The organism is Selenomonas ruminantium subsp. ruminantium ATCC 12561 (genome assembly GCF_000424065.1).
GTDB classification, from domain to species: Bacteria; Bacillota; Negativicutes; order Selenomonadales; family Selenomonadaceae; genus Selenomonas_A; species Selenomonas_A ruminantium.
Window position 1 is genome coordinate 49480 of record NZ_KE384128.1, and the last position, 18279, is coordinate 67758.

Consider the following 18279-nt stretch of genomic DNA (forward strand, 5'->3'; position numbering starts at 1 on the left):
TCCACAGTTTCATGGTGGATATCCCCAATATTTTGTGGATAACTTGCTTTTATCTGTTCGTTATTTTTATTTTTGGTCTTTCAATGCATCGTCGAGCGTATGCCAGGCCAAAACAGCACATTTCACGCGTGCAGGCATATGCGCCACGTTTTTGAGCGCCAAGGCTTCATCGAGTTCTTCAAGTTCGTCCTCGTCCACCAGCTCGCCCTTAATCATGGAGATAAACTTATTCGCAAGGCGGCGGGCGTCCTCAACGCTCTTGCCGCGGATAAGCTCGGCCATGATATCGGTGCTGGCCTGGGAAATGGCACAGCCAATGCCGGTAAAGGCAGCTTCTTTTACGACGCCGCCTTCCACCTGCAATTCAATGGTGATTTCGTCACCGCAGCTGGGATTCTTGCCCTTCATCTGGCAGGTAGCACAACTGAGTTTATGTTTATGGTCAGGGTTGCGGCTATGTTCTCCTAAAACTTCCGTATACACATCATCAAGCGCCATAACCAAGTACACCTCTTACTTTCTTTAACGATTCAATCCAGCGGTCAATATCTTCCCGCGTGTTATACAGGTAGAAGCTGGCCCGGCAGGTCGCATTCTGCCCGAGATAACGGTGCAGGGGCTGGGCGCAGTGATGGCCCGCCCGCACGGCTACTCCGTCATTGTCGAGGATGGAGGCCACATCATGGGGGTGCACATCCTTGACATTAAACGCGATAATACCCGTCTTGTTATCCTGCGTGCTGTCACAACCGTATAGCTCAATAAACGGCAGTTCCCTAAGCTTAGGCAGGGCATAGTTCAGTAAATCCGCTTCGATGGCCTCAATGCGGTCAAAGCCGATTTTTTCGAGATAGTCGATAGCCGCGACAAGGCCTGCCGCCCCGCCGACATTCTGCGTGCCAGCCTCGAACTTGGCTGGCACTTCAGCCCAGGTGGAATCCTGTTCTTCCACATACTCAATCATATCGCCGCCGCGCAGGAAGGGTTCCATCGCATCGAGCAGCGCATATTTGCCATAGAGCACGCCAATACCCATGGGTGAGAGCATCTTATGGCCGGAAAAGGCGAAGAAATCGCAGTCTAAATCGGACACATCCACAGCCATATGGGCTACACTCTGCGAGCCGTCCACCACACAAATGGCACCGACACTATGGGCTTTTTTGACAATGGCCTTGACGTCATTTTTGAGGCCCAACACATTGGAAACCTGCGTTACGGCGACGATTTTCGTGCGTTCCGTAATCTTCGTTTCGATATCCTCTGCGGACAGATTGCCATCTTTTTCGAGATAGATATATTTGAGCGTTGCGCCCTTGGCCTTGGCCACCATCTGCCAGGGCACGCAGTTGCTGTGATGTTCAGAAATCGAAATCACGATTTCGTCCCCGGCATTGACATTGTGCAGGCCATAGCTGTACGCCACGAGGTTCAGCGCCTCTGTAGCGTTTTTCGTAAAGATGATTTCCTGCGGGCGCTTGGCTTTGATAAATTCTGCCGTGCGTTTCCGCGCACCCTCGTAAATATCCGTGGCCTTGATGGACAGGGCATAGGCGCCGCGATGCGGATTGGCATTGCAGCCGCCATAGTAGCCGCAGATAGCCTGAATCATCTGCTCCGGCTTTTGCGTAGTCGCGCCATTGTCGAGATACGCCACCTTGCGGCCATTGATGTTATGATTCAATAAGGGAAAATCCTTCAAAAATTCCTGTGCATCAGCCATTAGAAAGCCTCCTTTGCAGGTAAGCGTCAATTTCTGCCTTTAATTCATCGTTATCAATGCGGTCAAGAACCGGCTGGAAGTTTGCTTCCACCACGAGTTTCTGCGCTTCAGCCAAATCGAGACCACGGCTCATCAGGTAAAAGAGCTTCTCTTCGTCCATCTTGCCGATGCTTACCGCATGATGGCCGTCCACATCGTCCTCATGGGACAGCATGATGGGTACGCTGCGGTTCTGCACATGGTCAGAAAGCACCATAACTTCCTCGTCCTCACGGCCCACCGAGCCTTTGGAGCCTTCGAGGAAATCCAGCGTGCCGCGGAAGGTCTTTTCCGCACCGCCGAGCAGCGCGCCGCGCACCTGCATATTGGCGTCCGTGCGCTTGCCCTGCTGACGGATGATGTAGTTGAGGTCAATCCTGCGCCCGCCATCACCGAAGTACAGCCCCCAGACATCGGCAACACTGTCGTCACCGGCCATATCCACAGTCAGTTCAGCCGCCGTATGTTTGGCGCCTGCTTCCACAGTCGTATAATTAAACTTTGCGCCCTTGCCCACATAGACTTTAATGCGGCTCGTGGCAGCTTCGTTCTCGTCCACCAGCTGAGCATAAATCAAGTTCAGTTCCCCGCCGTCGGCGATATGGGCCTGTACTTCCAATGCGCCGCCCTCGCGTCTGTCGAGCACGATGCTCTTGCTTTCGCCGGACTCCACGAGAATCTTTTCCGTCTGCACATTCTCGCTAAGTCCTGCCGGAACGGAAACTTCATTGACCTTCAGCCACCGCCAGGTACGCATGGGAATGGCGGAAAAAATTTCTTCATTTAACATTGTCTTTTCCTCCTTAATCCCTTAACCCATAGTACCTTCAAGCTCGATGTTGACGAGATTGTTCATTTCGAGTGCATATTCGAGCGGCAGTTCCTTGGCAATCGGCTCCACAAAGCCGCGCACAATCATGGCGCGGGCTTCTTCCTCATCAATGCCGCGGCTGGTCAGATAGAAGATGGCCTCATCGCTGATGCGGCCAATCTTGGCTTCATGCCCGATATCGGCCTCGTCCCCTTCGATATCCATAACCGGCAGCGTATCACTGCGGCTCAGATTATCGAGCATCAGGGATTCGCAGTTTACGGAGCACTTGGCGTAAGGCGCATTCTTCGTCACCTTGACCGCACTGCGGTAGGTCGCCATGCCGCCCGCCTTGGAAATCGTACGGGTGTTGATGTTGGCCGAGGTATGCGGTGCCGCATGGATAACACTCGCGCCCGTATCGAGGTTCTGCCCCTTGGAAGCAAAGGTTACGCCCGTGAACTCACAGCGGGCATTTTCGCCGTGCAGCACACTGCAAGGATAGAGGCAGGAAATATGGGACCCAAAGGACCCGGACACCCATTCGATAATGCCGTCCTTTTCCACCAAGGCACGCTTGGTGTTGAGGTTCATCATATTACGCGACCAGTTCTCAATCGTGGAATAGCGCAGGCGTGCGCCTTCCTTGACGAAAAGTTCCACACAGCCGGCATGGAGATTGGTCACATTGTGCTTCGGTGCGGAGCAGCCTTCGATAAAGTGCAGGCTGGCATTTTTCTCCACGATAATCAGCGTATGTTCAAACTGACCGGCACCAGCCGCATTGAGGCGGAAGTAGCTCTGCAAGGGCATTTCCACATGGACGCCCTCCGGCACATAGACGAAAGAGCCACCGGACCAAACAGCGCCATGCAGGGCCGCAAATTTATGGTCCTTAGGCGGTACAAGGGTCATAAAGTATTCCTTGACGATATCCCCGTGCTCTACGAGCGCCGTTTCCATATCGGTATAGATTACGCCCTGCTTGACCATGTCTTCCTGAATGGAGTGGTAAACCACTTCCGAGTCATACTGCGCACCAACGCCGCCCAAAGAGGTCTTTTCTGCTTCGGGAATACCGAGCCGGTCAAAGGTATCCTTGATATCCTCCGGTACTTCCTCCCAGCTGCCGGTCATCTTGGCATCGGGCTGCACATAGGTCACGATATCGTCCATATTTAATTCTTCGAGGGACGGCCCCCAGGTGGGCAGTTCCAGCGAATTATAAACTTCCAGGGATTTTAAGCGGAACTCGGTCATCCATTCCGGGTCATGCTTGCGCTTGGAGATATCCCGCACGATTTCCGGCGTCAGGCCGCTATGGGATTTGTAGACCGAATGGTCTTCATTTTTGATATCGTAGAGGGTGCGCTCGATATCCTCTACATAGGTTTTCTTCTTCTCAGCCATAGCGCTCAACCTTCCTGTTCTTCGCGGATATGGGCAAAGCCGCGGCTGTTGATGTCCTCAATGAGTTCCGGGCCGCCTTCTTCCACTATCTGACCGTTCATCAGAACATGTACCTTGTCCACCTTGAGATGTTCGAGAATACGCGTGTTATGCGTGATAATCAGGCAGGAATTTTCCTCGTTATGGAACTTGGCCACACCTTCGGAAACAATCTGCACCGCATCGACATCCAGACCGGAATCCGTTTCATCGAGCAGAGCCAGTTTCGGATTAAGCATGAGAAGCTGCAGGATTTCCGTGCGCTTTTTCTCACCGCCAGAGAAACCAACGTTGAGATAACGCTGGGCGTATTCCGGGTCCATCTTGAGTTCCTGCATGGTGGCCTTGAGTTCCTTGCGGAAGGGCAGGAGTTTTACCTTTTCGCCCGTGATAGCCTGCTTGGCCGTACGGAGCATATTTTCCACAGTAATGCCGGGGATTTCCTCCGGGGTCTGGAAGGACAGAAACAGGCCTTTGCGGCTGCGCTCGAAGGTCTTCATCTCCGTCATATCCTCGCCCTCAAACGTCATGGAACCGCCAGTTACCGTATACTTGGGATGGCCCATGATGATGTTCATCAGTGTAGACTTGCCGGAGCCATTCGGCCCTAAGATAACATGCACTTCCCCCTTGCCTACAGACAGGGAAAGGCCCTTCAGGATTTCCTTATCCTCTACACCGGCATGGAGGTCCTTGATTTCCAAAAGCTGCTCTGCCATTACTAAACTCTCCTTCTAAAAACAACAGTGTGAACCACTGTAAAAACTTCGCTCATTTAATCCTTAGTAAAATTGTCGGGATTAACAATTTTTATTTTAGGGATAATGGCCTAAAAAGTCAATAGAAAAAGGTCCTCACCATAAATAAATTGCATAATTGATAATCCGTATCAACGCCTGTTCACCAAAAAGCTGCCGATTTTTTTGCAGGATTCTCCCCTTCTATCACGAATAGTATTTGATAAGAATAATCGCTCAGAATTCCCCAAGGAGGAGGGTGTTCCATGAGTTTTTGGCTACGGTTGCTCATCGTCGCGGCACTAGCTTGGACGCAGCTTGCCGCCGCAGGGCTTTGTGCGGATTTTTTGCGGCCTACGCTGCGCATCGGCTTCACGGATAAAGAGGGCGATATCTGGCAGGACAGCCGTCTGCTCTATCACGGTGCTGCTTATGAATTTTCCGAAACCATCAGTACCTATATGAGCATGAAAAACAGCTATACCAACGGTACCATGGAGGAAAACCTGCTGCGTCTGAAAGCCGGCAGCATTGACCTCATCATGATTCCCGATGGTGATTTTATTACCGGCTATACTGAACCAGCTCCAGCTGACCAGCCGCCAGGCACCATATCCGTGGCACTCGGCAAAGGCATCGGCTGGCTGCTGGCTGACGAAAACCGTCCGGAGCTTGTTGAACGCCTGCGAAATGCTGTCGCCGACATCAATGAGGTCAACAGCTTTTATCAAAGTGATTTGCAGGAAAAGTATCATATTAGCGGTACAAAACTGCTGCTGACCGCCGAAGAGAAAAACTATCTTGCTGCTAATCCGGTTATCCGTATCATGGTATCGCCCAATCAACCTCCCTATACTTATCTGCAGAACGGACAGCCGCAGGGCATTATTTCCCATGTCATCAAACGAATTGAAGATGATTTGGGCATTACCCTGGCCATTGCCCCGGAAACCACACATCAAAGTATGATGGATGCCCTGACCAATGGAGAAATCGATATGGTCATGGATTTTTACACCGACTACAACTGGGCGCGGGCGCATAATGCCGATTTGACCATCCCCTACCTTAAATTGAACTATATATCCGTTCAACGTAAGGATAAGCCCCTGCCCGAAAAGCCTGTTATTGCCTGCGCCCGTGCACATTTCTACAGTCAGATGCATGTCGAGCGGGCCTATCCGGCAGAGCAGCTGCGTTATTATGATGATGTGGCTGACTGTATGGCAGCCGTCAATGACGGCGAAGCCGATATGACCTTTGTCAAATCTATCACAGCGCAAAGTGACATTTATCAGGGAAATTATTACAATCTCTACACCAACGGCAATGTTGTATTTTCCCACAGCGTATCCATTGCGGTCAGCAACCATGCCAATCCGATTCTCATTCGCATATTGAACAAAGAAATCGCCCATATCCCGCCACAGGATATCTCCAGTATCATCACCAGCGAAGTTTACAACGTACGAGCAAAAGATACCCTACAGGCACTCATTTACCGCAATCCCGTAACCGCATTATGCCTGTTGGGCGGCACCCTGCTGGTCATTATTTTCGCACTGCTCTATGTGCTGCGGATGCGTCGGGAGCACGATAATGAATTGTGGCGGCAAGCCAATATGGTAAAAGGTCTGGACATCTATAACCTGCACTGGTTCAACCAGCAGCTGCCGCGGGTCATTGCCGCGAACAAAGAAGCCCAGGAATCCGGCGAGCTCTTTGTGCTGGTCATCTCAGCACAGCGCATTGCCTTTTTAAAGGAACTCTATGGTGTCAAAATCTTTGCCGAGGCGGTCAAAAACATCATCAATGAGCTTCATGGCAAATTACCCTGGATTTTACTCCATGGTCTGTCGGCAGAAATCACCCATGCCTATCTGCTCTGCCACAAACCTAAAGGCTATACGTTAAAACAAGCTGCCGAGCGTATTGAAAAAGCTGTCCACATCATCGACATCAATGGCGTCTCCACCAGTTTTACCTACCATATCGGCATCTGTCCGGTGCCGCGGCATGGCGAGATTGATGCTGAAATTCTGATGGATAACGCCATGATGGCTCGCAATGAAATCATCAGCCATAACCAGTCCATCGGGCTTTTTAACACCCTTATGCATGACGAAATGCTCAAACATCAGCAGATTGAGCTCTACATGGAAAAAGCGTTGGAAAATGATGAATTTGAAATCTACCTGCAGGCCAAATACGATATGAACCGCTGTGCCATCTGCGGTGCCGAAGCTTTGATTCGCTGGCAGAGTCCTGAAATGGGCTTCCTCACGCCGAATCACTTTATCCATATCTTCGAGCGCAACGGTTTCATCCTGAAGCTTGACTACTATGTATTGGAAAAAATCTGCGCCGTTCTGCAGAAACGGTTACAGAAAAAACTGCCTGTGGTTCCCATTTCCGTAAACCAGTCCGGTCTGCATATGTCCGAACGAGGGTATCTCTCCAATATGCAGGCCATTGCCGACCGCTATAAGCTCCCCCGCAAACTCGTGGAACTGGAGCTCACCGAGACAGCCTTCATTGACTTTAATGCCCAGACGGAAAGGGAAAATGCCCTGCATATAGCCAGACGGCTGAAAAGCATCGGCTTTGCCCTCTCGATGGACGACTTCTGTACAGGCTATTCCTCGATTGCCATGCTGCGCACCTTGCCGATAGACATTATGAAAATCGACCGCAGTATGCTCCTGTCTGCCGAAACCTCCGAACGCTCCCTGACCATCTTCAAACAAATCATTGAACTGGGCAAGCGGCTCAATATGACGGTTTTGGTCGAAGGCATTGAAACCGAAGCACAAAGCCGGTTGACGCAGGCTGCCGGCTGCCATATCGCACAGGGCTTCCTCTTTGCTAAGCCTATTCCCATGGAGCAGTTCTTTGAGGGGCTTGACAAATAACCGCCATCACTATTCACGGACGCTTTCCATAAGCGTCCGCTTTCTTTTGCCAAAAGCAGGATTTTGCTTTAAAATAGATAATATACAATACGATAGCAAACAATCTAAGGAGGCAGAAACATGCAAGCATTTAATTTCAAAGTTCCCACGGAAATCGTCTTTGGCCGCGGTGCTGAGGATAAGGCCGCTGAAAAACTTATCGCTTACAATGCCCATCGGGTATTTATCACCTATGGCGGCGGCAGTGTAGTCAAAAACGGCCTGCTGGGAAAAATCGAAAAGTCATTGCAGAACGCAGGCCTGTTTACGCAGGCAAAAGGCGGTGTAAAACCCAATCCGCGCCTGAGCTGGGTGCGGGAAGCGGTTCAGGAAGCCATTGCCTTTAAGGCCGATTTTATCCTGGCTATCGGTGGCGGCAGCGTGATTGATTCGGCTAAGGCTGTAGCACATGGCACCGCCAATCCCGAAATCGATGTCTGGTCGTTTTGGAACGGCACGGCCAAGCTCACGCAAAGCCTGCCGGTGGGTGCTGTGCTGACGCTCTCGGCTGCGGGCAGTGAAACCAGTGATTCTGCCGTTATCACCAATGAGGAAACGGGTAAAAAAGCAGGCCTCAACACGCCCTTTAACCGTCCGGCGCTGGCCTTTATGAATCCGGAACTTACCTATACCATTCCGAAAAAGCAGCTTATCTGCGGCACGTCCGATATTCTCATGCATACGCTGGAGCGCTATTTCACCAGCGTCAAGGAAGAAAACGCCCTGACGGACCGGATTGCCGAAGCCTTGATGGTAACGGTGATTGACGCGACCCGCCGCGCCATCAAAGACCAGACGGACTACGATGCCATGAGCGAAATCATGTGGGCCGGCAGCCTTTCCCATTGCGGCCTTACGGAACTGGGCCGCTGCAAGGACTTTGCCTGCCATAAGCTGGGGCATGAACTCTCCGGGCGCTTTGACGTCACCCACGGCGCCAGCCTGACCGCTGTCTGGGGTGCCTGGGCAAATTATGTCTATCGGGACGATATTCCCCGCTTTGCCCAGTTTGCCGCCAAAATCTGGGGCATTACGGACGGCAGCGAAGAAGAACGTGCCAAGGCCGGTATTGAGGCAACCCTCGCCTACTTTAAAGAAATCGGCATGCCTGTAAACTTTACCGAATTGGGTATTGGCGTACAAGACGCAGACGTGCTGGAGGCGCTGGCCGACTCCTGCACTGCCGGCGGCACTAAGGTCGTCGCTAATTTCCACCCCATTGACAAACAGACCGCCATCGCGATTTACCAGCTGGCCAATCAATAAACCGCCCTTACACGAAATCTCTTTACATTTTTTATGACCTGGTATAAAATTTATCTTGTATGAGCTAATCAATGTAGTTTAGAAAAAAGAAAGAGGTAATATCATGTTTGTTCATGACTTGATTATGCAGGGAAAACCTGAGGCTATGGCCATTGTGGACCATGAGCGCCGCTTTACCTATAAAGAAGCCCAGGAGGCTGTAAAAAACTGCCGTAACCGTCTCTATGATGCCGGTGTGCGCGAAGGCGACCGCGTGGGTATCTTCTCCCGCAACAGCGCCGACTTCGTCTTTGCCTATATGGGCGCCACTTCTTTAGGTGCCATTGCCGTGCCCATCAACTTCCAGCTCAGCAACCGCGAAATCGCCTACATCATCAAGGACTCTGGTATTCGCGTGCTCTTAACCTACCAGCCCTTGAACCTGGTGGATGCACTGGCTGCCCTGCGCTGTGATTTGAAGGTCACCCAATACGATATCAAAACCATGGGCAAGCCCAAGAAAGGCCTTGCCGAAGCTCCGGCACTGAGCGCAGATTTTGACGAGCATAAGCCCTGTGCTACCATCTACACCTCCGGCACCACAGGCAACCCCAAAGGCGCCGTACTCTCCCACCGCAATCTCGTGGCTAACTGCGAACAGATGCGGGATAACGGTATGGGCTGTAAGCCGGAACACAACGTACTCTGCGTCCTGCCCATGTACCATGCCTTTGGCTGGACCTGCTCCGTACTTTATTCCTTCTTCTGCGGCGCTGAAGTGGTCATCTTAGACTCCTTCACACCGAAGGAAACCATTGCCGTCATTCGCGAGGAAAAAGTCACCGACCTCTACATCGTGCCGTCCATCTGCAGCCTGCTCACGAAGCTGGCCAGCACCGAAGATATGAAGACCCTGCGTCTCGTGGTCAGTGGCGGCACCACCCTGCCCCTGCAGATTCAGCAGGACTTCATCAAGAAATTCGGCGTGGATATCTGCGAAGGCTATGGCCTCTCGGAAACCAGCCCGGTTGTCACCATGAACCCGCCGGAGAAGCCGATTGTCGGCTCCTGCGGCAAGATTGTACCGGGCATCACCTGGAAACTCATTGACGGCGAAGGCAAGGAAGTTCCGCAGGGCGAAGCCGGCGAACTCATCGTCAAGGGCGAAAACATCATGCTCGGCTATTGGAACCTCCCGGATGTAACCCAGGACGCTATGCGTGGCGGCTGGTTCCACACCGGTGACGTGGCGCGTGCGGACGAAGAAGGCTATATCTACATCGTCGACCGCATCAAGGATATGATCATCAGCATGGGTGAAAACATCTACCCTCGCGAAGTCGAAGAACTCGTTTACCAGTTCCCCGGCATCTTCGAAGCCGCCGTCATCGGCATCGAGGACAAACTGCGCGGTCAGGCCGGTGCCTGCTTCTACAGCACCCATGACGGTAAGGACATCAACGTGCGCGAACTCAAAAAATTCCTGCAGGCCAACCTCGCCCTCTACAAAATCCCCCGCGAGTTCCACCTCATGGACAAACTCCCCCGCACCTCAACGGGCAAAATCGCCAAACGCATGATTCTCGACGAATTCCGCAAGAGTAAAAAGAAATAAAGAAAACAAATTCATCATACTAAGCCCGTGGGAGCTGGTGATGTTTTCCGCAGCTTTTGACAAGCCTGTCTATGGCGAAGGAAAATATTACCAGCTCCCACGGGCGCCTTTGCACAACAATAGCAATACACAAACTAAGCCCGCGAGACTGGTGATGTTTTTCCGCAGCTTTTGACAAGCCTGTCTATGGCGAAGGAAAAATATTACCAGTCTTGCGGGCGTCTTAGCAACCAGATGTAAACCGCCCCTTTACCAATCACCGCATTAGTGCTAAAATATGACTCATGGCAAAAGATGACATCATTGCTGTGAGTCATACTTTTATGAACAGGATTAATCTTAGCATATAAAGGAAACTGCCTGGATTGTCAGAAACCGGGACAGTTTTAGGGGAATATGCTCGATTAAGGTTACTTTCCGTGCAATCAGTAAACAACAAGGCTGTGAAAGCATCTTTGCCGTTCTTGCGGGAACGCGTATGCTTTACAGCCTTTTTCTTTTGCCTGAACCATTTCCATTTTTATGAGGAGGTTTTTTTGTGCAAAAAATTGTCAAAAAAATTGTCGACAATCTGGCCCTGCTCGTGGTTGCCATTGGTATTTTGGGCGCCTGGCGGCCGGAAACGCTGACCTGGGTTGGGCCTTATGTTTCCTGGATGCTGGGCATTGTCATGTTCGGCATGGGCATGACGCTGAAGGTAGAGGATTTTCAGCGCGTTCTTCAGCACCCCAAAGAAGTGGCTATCGGCGTAGGCGCCCAGTTCATCATCATGCCACTGGTGGCACTGGCCTTAGTCAAGGTCTTTGCCTTGCCGCCCGAGCTGGCCATCGGCGTCATCCTCGTGGGCACCTGCCCCGGCGGTACGGCTTCCAATGTTATCGCCTATCTGGCCAAGGGGGATGTGGCACTCTCCGTATCCATGACGATGACCACGACGCTCTTAGCCCCCATCGTAACACCGGCGCTGACCTATTTTCTTGCCGGTGCCTGGATTGATATTTCCTTCACGGCCATGATGATTTCCATTGCCCAGATGGTACTGGCTCCGGTAATCCTCGGCCTTCTGGTACACCACTTTATGGCTGACACGACGAAAAAAATCATGCCCGCCATGCCTTTGGTATCGGTAATCTGCATCGTGCTACTGGTCGGCTGTGTGGTAGCGCTCTCCGCAAGCAAACTGGCAACAGTCGGTCTTACCATGGCGGCTATCGTCATCCTGCACAATGCCTTCGGCCTTGCCCTGGGCTTTATAGCCGCCCGTCTGCTGCATTTGGACAGCCGCAAAGCCCGTACAGTGGCTATTGAAGTGGGTATGCAGAACTCCGGCATGGCCGCGAGCCTTGCCGTCATGTACTTTAACCCCGCCGCCGCCCTGCCCGGTGCCATCTTCAGCGTCTGGCACAATGTCTCCGGCTCGCTCGTAGCCAACTTCTGCGTGCGCCGTGATGAACAAAAAAACGAATTTAATCCCTGTGTCGAATAAAGGAGAACTACATGAAACTCTTAACTACGATTAACGAAATAAAAAAATATGCCGCCAACGCAAAAGCGCAGGGCAAGGTCATCGGCCTTGTACCGACCATGGGCGCCCTGCACGAAGGTCATCTTACCTTAATGCGCGCCGCTCGGGAAAAATGCGATATCGTCATCGCCTCGGTCTTCGTCAATCCCACGCAGTTTGGCCCCAATGAAGACTATGATGCCTACCCGCGCCAATTTGCCGCCGACTGCGAAAAGCTCGAAAGCGTAAATGTCGATGCGGTCTTCCATCCGGAACCGGCTGAAATGTACCCGGAAGGCTACTGCACCTATGTCAACGTGGATGGCGATATCACCCACAAACTCTGCGGAGCCCAGCGCCCCGGCCATTTCCGCGGCGTAGCCACCGTTGTGACCAAACTCATCAACCTCGCCCGCGCGGACGAAGCTTTCTTTGGCCAAAAAGATGCCCAGCAGGTGACGGTTATCCGCCGTTTCGTGGAGGACCTCAACATCAACGTGCATATCAATATGGTGCCCATCGCCCGCGAAGAGTCCGGCCTTGCCCGCAGCTCCCGCAACACCTACCTTTCTGCTGAAGAAAAAGAAGCTGCTCTCGTCCTCTCCCGCAGCCTGAAGGAAGCCCAAACCGCCTTTGCACAAGGCGAAACAAAAGTAGCCGCGCTGGAAAATATCGTCAAAGACGAAATCAGCAAAGAACCTATGGCCTCCATCGACTATGTCAAAGCCTACGCTTACCCTTCGCTCAAACCGCTGACCGAAGTAACTGAGGACACGCTGCTGGCCATTGCCGTAAAAATCGGCAAGACCCGCCTGATTGATAATGTAATTCTCACTGCCTAAGGAAAGGACACCAAACCATGCTCTTAAATATGCTCAAAGGAAAAATTCACTGCGCTACCGTTACCGAAGCCAATCTTGCCTATATGGGCAGTATCACCATTGATGAAGAACTGATGGAAAAAGCCGGCATCCTGCCCAATGAACGGGTACAGGTCGTCGACAACAACAACGGCGCCAGACTCGAAACCTATACCATTCCCGGCCCCAGAGGTTCCGGCGTAATCTGCCTTAACGGCGCCGCCGCCCGCCTCGCCCAGCCAGGCGATATCGTCATCATCATGGCCTATGCCCTGTTCACCGAAGAAGAAGGCCGCGCCCATAAGCCCAAAGTCGTTATGGTGGACGAAAAGAACAAAATCAAAGAAATCCGCACCGTAGAATATCACGGACAGACGTATTAAATCTTTATTGATTTTTCCTGGTACAAGGCTATAATAAAAGCAACAGAGGACAATAGAATCAGAAAGCCCCCCGCGATGGCAGTCACGGGGGCTTTTAGATTATAAAAGTTTTTTTGCCCGAGCACAGAAGGAATTTGCCCTTCTCTTCCGAATATACTATACTTAGGGATAAGAGAAATGACAAAGGAAGGTTAGGCTATGGTTACGATAAAGCAAATCGCGGAACTCTGCGGAGTATCCCGCGGCACAGTGGATAGAGTCCTGAACAAACGTGGGAATGTCAAGCCGGAAAAAGAACGGCTGATTATCGAAATGGCCAAAAAACTCAACTACCACCCCAACCCTGCCGGCAAGGCTTTGGCCGCCCGCAAAAAACACCCAGTAGTTGGTGTGGTGATTGCATCTGAAGGTGTACACTTCTTTGATGATGTACTCTCTACCATGCATCGTGCAGCCGACCGCTTTTCCTCCTATGGCATGGAGGTCATCTGGCGCAGCATGAAAGGCTTTGATGCTGCCGAGCAATGCCATGTTATCGACGAACTAAAGGATAAAATCAGCGGTCTGATCATCAACCCGGTCAATGACCCGCGGGTCATTGACAAAATCAATGACTGCGTAGACGACGGAATGTTCGTTGTGACGCTCAACAACGATGTAGAAGCCAGCCGTCGCCATTGCTATGTGGGCAGCGACTATCTGCAGGGGGGGCGCACTGCCGGAGCGCTCCTCAAGATGATTTGCCCCACCACCTTGAAAGCAGGCGTGCTCCTGGGCTCACTGAATATGCTGGGCCACAATCAAAGGCTCGAAGGCTTTCAGGAGGTCATGTTTAACCATCCGGATTTCACCCTGATGGGCGTAGCCGAGACCGCCGATGATGACCTGCAGGCCTACGAGGCTGCCCGCCAGCTGATTGCCAACAATCCGGAAATCAACGCCATTTTCGTGGTATCGTCCGGCGGCTATGGAACGGCCCGCGCCATTCAGGCCGCTGGCCGCGAAGACATCATCATCGTGGCCTTTGATACCATCCCCAGTACCATCGAAATGATGAAAAAGGGGCTTATCAAAGCCGCGCTCTATCAGCATCCCCACCAGCAGGGCCGCCGCGCCATGCAGGTGATGTTTGATTACCTGGTAAATGGCAGTCTGCCCGAAAAAACCGCCTATATCATGCGCAACGAAATCCGCATCGCAGAAAATGTTGCCGACTAAAAACAGCTCCACAAGTACGAACTGTACTTGTGGAGCTGTTTTTTATTTATCAAATACACTCATATCCAAGCTATCAAAGCCTGTGAGCAGCTCTTTTACTTTATCTGCGATGACCTGTACCCCACCAGCTTTGCGGCTTTCTACATTCAGCGGCATATTGGGGTCATGGAGAGACATTCTTAAGAGAGCCCAGCCGTCCGGGAATACCAGACGCACACCCTCGAAAGAAGGTTTGGCAATCTTTATGCCAGCTTCTACGGCTCTTTCTTCAAAAGTTTTGAGGACATCGTTGCCATAACCACGGAAATCTTCTTCACCCTTGATTTTCAGCCGGAATTCACGGCCTTCCACGGGTTCGCCTAACTTAGCCACAAGATCCGAAAGTTTCTTGCCCTTTGCTTTGGCTTTGGCAGCAGCAATCAAAAGCTTCACGGCCAGATAAGCACCATCGTCCAGATAGTAGTTTTCCGACAGCGCACCGTGGCCGGAAGTCTCAATCGCCAACGGAGAAACCGTACCAGCCTTGTTCTGGCGGATGCATTCGTCAATGACATTCTTATAGCCACGCATATAACGCAAGTGCTTGAGGCCCAGTTCCTTTTCGAGGAAGATGGTCAGTTCATCACTGGTAACGGAGTCGGTGATAATCGTGCTGCCCGGATAATCCGGCGCCAGGATTGCTGCCATCATGGCAATCAGGGCATTGCGGCTGATTTCCTTGCCGTTTTTGAGTACGGCACTCATGCGGTCAACATCCGTATCAAAAATCAAACCGAGGTCAGCATGGCTGTCCAGCACAGCTTTTTTGATGGCTGCCATAGCCTGCTTGTTTTCCGGATTAGGAATATGATTGGGGAAGTTCCCGTCCGGCTCCAAGAACACCGAGCCAGAAGTGTTGGCACCCAAACGGCTCAGCACCTGCGCAGCAAAGAAACCGCCCGCACCATTACCGGCATCTACGACAATATGCATGCCCTTCAATGGCTCATTTTCCCCGCCCAAAGCCTGACGGATTTTCTTGCGCAGGTGATGCCCATAGCGCTCGATGAGGTCATACTTCTGAACCTTGGCCAAATCACCCTCCACGACCGGATTGCGGGAGGCATTTTTAAGGATAGCGATAACTTCATCATGCTCTACGCCGCCATCTTTGGTGAAAAACTTCAGCCCATTGCGGTTGTAGGGCAAGTGACTGGCCGTAATCATAATCGAGCCGTCCATTTTCGTTTCCGGGAAAACGATGGACATAAACATCGCCGGCGTAGAGGCCATGCCGCAGTCCACAGCGACTACGCCCGCTGCCGTCAGGGCATTTAAGACCGCTTTTTTGAGGTCGCCAGCTGACAAGCGGGAATCATGGCCTACCGCAATACGCAGCTCCTTTTTCTTCTTGCCGGTCTTGTCGGCCAGAAAATCAAGGAAGCCGCTGGCAATGACATTGGCGGCCTCACAGCTCAGTGTCACCGGCTCATCAGCCACACCTTCGATAGCCACGCCGCGCACATCACTGCCGTTAGCCAGTTTCATGAGATTCTTTTCCGGAATAATCATAGATAATGCCTCCCCTGTTGTTGTCATATATTAGATAAATTCGTCGTATACTGGATGATTTCCTGCAAGGAATATGATATATATCCGCATGGCTACCGAACTAATCGCCAAAGAACTCATTTTCCACCGCAATGCACAACATATGGTACACCGGCAGATGCAGTTCCTGAATCTTGAAGGTTTCGTCTTCCGGCACGCAGATATTGATGTCAGCAAGACCACGGGCCTTGATTTTGCCGCCGCTATGTCCCAGCAGGCCGATGGATTTTACGCCCTTGACCTTCGCCATTTCCAAAGCATAAATCACGTTGGTGCTGTTGCCGGAAGTGGAGATGGCGAGCAGTACATCGCCTTCATCGCCCATCCCCAAAAGCTGCTGGGCAAAAGAGAGGTCAGGTGCCTGGTCATTGGCAAAGGCAGTATTGAGCGCCACCTGATTGACCAGCGAAAGTGCCGACAAAGCGCCCTGCAGATTGTCAATGAGATACTGCGCATCTTCGCCGCAGTTTGCACGGATTTTCTCGGCCAGTTCGCCCTTGATTTCCCGCTTTAAGAGAAACCCCTTCATCAATTCGCCTACGATATGTTCGCTGTCCGAAGCGCTGCCGCCATTGCCGCAGGCAATCAGTTTATGGCCGCCGCGGTAACTCTCGCAGATTGCCTCCACTGCCGCCCGCAAATCAGCACGGCACTCCGCCATTTGCGGGTAGCGGGAAATTAAATCTTCGACACATTTCAATGTAGATTCTTTAACCAAAACAAAAACTCCCTAATATATTGGTAAATCGTTGCTCAGCGCCCAATTATTTATTCCGATATTTGTCTGCCGTGCTGCGGGCCTCATAGCCATCCTGCGGGCCACGAATGTCCTGAATCGGCTGATTGTTGCGCGGCGTGATATCAATCGGCTCATTCGGACGATTGTAGCTATTCATCTGCGACGCATATGCATTTTCCTTGCCGCGGTTGCGAAACTTATTCCAGGCCCAACGAATCAGCATAAATACAGCCAGGAACATCACCACATTGGCAATGACACCAAAGATATCCCCGAGCATCGAGCTGCCAAAGAGGTTGCCCAGCATGGAACCGAGCAGCATCCCACCAGCCAGCAGGCCTACCGTACGCAGGGCATTGCCCCAGCGGCTGCCGCTCTGGGCATTCGTGGCATTATTGGCCGCAGCATTCGTCTTGCTGCCCGCCGTCGGTGCATTCTTATCCAAACTCTTGGCATCTTTGGACGGCTTATAGGTATCGCCGCTGCCCGATACCGATTTATGGGTATCGTTATTGGCTGCAGGTGCCTTCGGCGCGGCAGCCTTGGGAGCACTCTTGGCCCCACCGCCCAGCTTAGCGCCGCCCTTGGCGGCATAAGCCGTAGCGGCAAAATCAGCATTTATCACGGGAACAGTTGTCATAACCATTGCCCCTACCATCAGCGAGGCGAGGATTTTCTTCATCTTCATGTCAATTCTCCTTTTGACGTCTATTTATTCTTCCTTATAGGATTTGATATCTTCCGGGAACGCATAGATTTCCCCTACTGTGTCCAGCTCACCGGACAAATAGCGGTCAATATCATCCACATCAATGTAAAGCTTGCAATCGAGGTCAAGATAGCCCTGCTCCGCGCCATTTGACAGGTCGCGAATCGCCATCAGTTTTTCCCGGAGCTTTAACAGCTCACTGCGGGTGGCATGAATATCCAGCTTAATCTGCGGCACGCCATACTCTTTCAATACTTCGTCCATGGTCATACGCTGTGACATAGTGTTCATCCTTTCGTCTTTGACTTTTTGATGTTTATTATTCTAACAGGATATACTGAAAATAACATGAACATTTCACTTGTTGTTTATTTTTTCCGTTACTGAAAACTTATAAAAAGCCATAAACCTTCCGTAGAAAGTTAACTTTTATGTTCCATTCCTCATTCACCGCGTCCGCTTTTGCCGTCCCGAAGAACAGACTACTCACGTTTGATATAACGCTCCAGAGGCTTAAATTCCCGACTAACGAATCGGTACATATCTGCATTGACTTGTTGGTGTCAGCTTGCAGATTCAGATAGCTCCGCTTCCCCATAACGTTTGAGATTCAAAGATGCTTGGAAGTCACGGTCTATCACATTGCCACAGACGGGACAGACATATGTCCTGTCTGACAGCTTCAGGTCTTTATTTATATATCCGC

17 protein-coding genes are annotated in these 18279 nt (G+C 51.5%); 7 read left to right on the forward strand and 10 right to left on the reverse strand.

Features of this window, described 5'->3' with window-relative positions:
* Window positions 1-66: 66 nt before the first annotated feature.
* The 5 genes from sufU to sufC are packed head-to-tail and all read right to left on the reverse strand — an operon-like array spanning window position 67 to window position 4741.
* Complete coding sequence (sufU, locus tag G598_RS0116275) at window positions 67-498, reverse strand: Fe-S cluster assembly sulfur transfer protein SufU (protein ID WP_026767814.1); 432 nt, start codon at window positions 496-498, stop codon at window positions 67-69.
* Window positions 488-1723 carry a cysteine desulfurase gene (locus G598_RS0116280; RefSeq protein ID WP_026767815.1) on the reverse strand — a complete coding sequence of 412 codons (1236 nt, stop codon included), beginning with the start codon at window positions 1721-1723 and terminating at the stop codon, window positions 488-490. The genes sufU and G598_RS0116280 overlap by 11 nt, the downstream gene beginning before the upstream one ends.
* The gene (locus tag G598_RS0116285; RefSeq protein ID WP_026767816.1) at window positions 1716-2552 is read right to left on the reverse strand and encodes a SufB/SufD family protein; all 837 of its coding nucleotides are present in this window, start codon (window positions 2550-2552) and stop codon (window positions 1716-1718) included. Before G598_RS0116285 ends, G598_RS0116280 begins: the two co-directional genes overlap by 8 nt.
* Window positions 2553-2573: 21 nt before the next feature.
* On the reverse strand, window positions 2574-3983 hold the full coding sequence (gene sufB, locus G598_RS0116290; protein WP_026767817.1) for a Fe-S cluster assembly protein SufB: 1410 nt from the start codon (window positions 3981-3983) through the stop codon (window positions 2574-2576).
* Between the two features lie 5 nt (window positions 3984-3988).
* Complete coding sequence (sufC, locus tag G598_RS0116295; protein WP_026759702.1) at window positions 3989-4741, reverse strand: Fe-S cluster assembly ATPase SufC; 753 nt, start codon at window positions 4739-4741, stop codon at window positions 3989-3991.
* Window positions 4742-5025: 284 nt separating this feature from the next.
* On the opposite strand from sufC, the gene G598_RS18840 reads away from it, so the two are divergent.
* The 7 genes from G598_RS18840 to G598_RS0116330 all read left to right on the forward strand — a co-directional run bounded on the left by G598_RS18840 (window position 5026) and on the right by G598_RS0116330 (window position 14535).
* Window positions 5026-7671, forward strand: coding sequence for an EAL domain-containing protein (locus G598_RS18840; protein WP_051180465.1), 2646 nt, complete (start codon window positions 5026-5028; stop codon window positions 7669-7671).
* Between the two features lie 120 nt (window positions 7672-7791).
* The gene (locus tag G598_RS0116305; protein WP_026767818.1) at window positions 7792-8976 is read left to right on the forward strand and encodes an iron-containing alcohol dehydrogenase; all 1185 of its coding nucleotides are present in this window, start codon (window positions 7792-7794) and stop codon (window positions 8974-8976) included.
* Window positions 8977-9079: 103 nt separating this feature from the next.
* The gene (locus G598_RS0116310) at window positions 9080-10570 is read left to right on the forward strand and encodes a class I adenylate-forming enzyme family protein (protein ID WP_026767819.1); all 1491 of its coding nucleotides are present in this window, start codon (window positions 9080-9082) and stop codon (window positions 10568-10570) included.
* Between the two features lie 538 nt (window positions 10571-11108).
* Window positions 11109-12056 (forward strand): bile acid:sodium symporter family protein, encoded by a 948-nt coding sequence (locus G598_RS0116315; RefSeq protein ID WP_026767820.1) that lies wholly within the window; start codon window positions 11109-11111, stop codon window positions 12054-12056.
* An 11-nt stretch (window positions 12057-12067) separates the two neighbouring features.
* Window positions 12068-12916, forward strand: coding sequence for a pantoate--beta-alanine ligase (gene panC, locus G598_RS0116320; RefSeq protein ID WP_026767821.1), 849 nt, complete (start codon window positions 12068-12070; stop codon window positions 12914-12916).
* 17 nt (window positions 12917-12933) lie between these two features.
* Window positions 12934-13317, forward strand: a complete 384-nt coding sequence (gene panD, locus G598_RS0116325) for an aspartate 1-decarboxylase (RefSeq protein WP_026767822.1) — start codon at window positions 12934-12936, stop codon at window positions 13315-13317.
* A 198-nt stretch (window positions 13318-13515) separates the two neighbouring features.
* Window positions 13516-14535, forward strand: a complete 1020-nt coding sequence (locus G598_RS0116330; RefSeq protein WP_026767823.1) for a LacI family DNA-binding transcriptional regulator — start codon at window positions 13516-13518, stop codon at window positions 14533-14535.
* Window positions 14536-14577: 42 nt separating this feature from the next.
* Here G598_RS0116330 and G598_RS0116335 read toward each other — a convergent pair whose 3' ends face one another.
* From G598_RS0116335 to G598_RS19250, 5 genes are all read right to left on the reverse strand, one after another.
* Window positions 14578-16086: a phosphohexomutase domain-containing protein gene (locus G598_RS0116335; RefSeq protein WP_026767824.1), complete on the reverse strand. Its 1509-nt coding sequence runs from the start codon at window positions 16084-16086 to the stop codon at window positions 14578-14580.
* Window positions 16087-16186: 100 nt separating this feature from the next.
* Window positions 16187-16843 (reverse strand): D-sedoheptulose-7-phosphate isomerase, encoded by a 657-nt coding sequence (locus G598_RS0116340; RefSeq protein WP_026767825.1) that lies wholly within the window; start codon window positions 16841-16843, stop codon window positions 16187-16189.
* Window positions 16844-16889: 46 nt separating this feature from the next.
* Window positions 16890-17552: a hypothetical protein gene (locus G598_RS0116345; protein ID WP_026767826.1), complete on the reverse strand. Its 663-nt coding sequence runs from the start codon at window positions 17550-17552 to the stop codon at window positions 16890-16892.
* A 24-nt stretch (window positions 17553-17576) separates the two neighbouring features.
* Window positions 17577-17855 carry a hypothetical protein gene (locus tag G598_RS0116350; RefSeq protein WP_026767827.1) on the reverse strand — a complete coding sequence of 93 codons (279 nt, stop codon included), beginning with the start codon at window positions 17853-17855 and terminating at the stop codon, window positions 17577-17579.
* Window positions 17856-18136: 281 nt separating this feature from the next.
* Entirely contained in the window at window positions 18137-18271 is a 135-nt protein-coding gene (locus tag G598_RS19250) for a zinc ribbon domain-containing protein (RefSeq protein WP_419185364.1), read from the reverse strand.
* Window positions 18272-18279 lie beyond the last annotated feature (8 nt).

Excerpts from the sequence above, each read along its gene's own strand:
- G598_RS0116280 (WP_026767815.1), bottom strand. The coding sequence starts at position 1,723 with ATGGCTGATGCACAGGAATTTTTGAAGGATTTTCCCTTATTGAATCAT.
- G598_RS18840 (WP_051180465.1), top strand. The coding sequence starts at position 5,026 with ATGAGTTTTTGGCTACGGTTGCTCATCGTCGCGGCACTAGCTTGGACG.
- sufC (WP_026759702.1), bottom strand. The coding sequence starts at position 4,741 with ATGGCAGAGCAGCTTTTGGAAATCAAGGACCTCCATGCCGGTGTAGAG.
- G598_RS0116285 (WP_026767816.1), bottom strand. The coding sequence starts at position 2,552 with ATGTTAAATGAAGAAATTTTTTCCGCCATTCCCATGCGTACCTGGCGG.
- sufU (WP_026767814.1), bottom strand. The coding sequence starts at position 498 with ATGGCGCTTGATGATGTGTATACGGAAGTTTTAGGAGAACATAGCCGC.
- sufB (WP_026767817.1), bottom strand. The coding sequence starts at position 3,983 with ATGGCTGAGAAGAAGAAAACCTATGTAGAGGATATCGAGCGCACCCTC.
- panC (WP_026767821.1), top strand. The coding sequence starts at position 12,068 with ATGAAACTCTTAACTACGATTAACGAAATAAAAAAATATGCCGCCAAC.
- G598_RS0116305 (WP_026767818.1), top strand. The coding sequence starts at position 7,792 with ATGCAAGCATTTAATTTCAAAGTTCCCACGGAAATCGTCTTTGGCCGC.
- G598_RS0116345 (WP_026767826.1), bottom strand. The coding sequence starts at position 17,552 with ATGAAGATGAAGAAAATCCTCGCCTCGCTGATGGTAGGGGCAATGGTT.
- G598_RS0116350 (WP_026767827.1), bottom strand. The coding sequence starts at position 17,855 with ATGTCACAGCGTATGACCATGGACGAAGTATTGAAAGAGTATGGCGTG.
- panD (WP_026767822.1), top strand. The coding sequence starts at position 12,934 with ATGCTCTTAAATATGCTCAAAGGAAAAATTCACTGCGCTACCGTTACC.
- G598_RS0116310 (WP_026767819.1), top strand. The coding sequence starts at position 9,080 with ATGTTTGTTCATGACTTGATTATGCAGGGAAAACCTGAGGCTATGGCC.
- G598_RS0116335 (WP_026767824.1), bottom strand. The coding sequence starts at position 16,086 with ATGATTATTCCGGAAAAGAATCTCATGAAACTGGCTAACGGCAGTGAT.
- G598_RS0116330 (WP_026767823.1), top strand. The coding sequence starts at position 13,516 with ATGGTTACGATAAAGCAAATCGCGGAACTCTGCGGAGTATCCCGCGGC.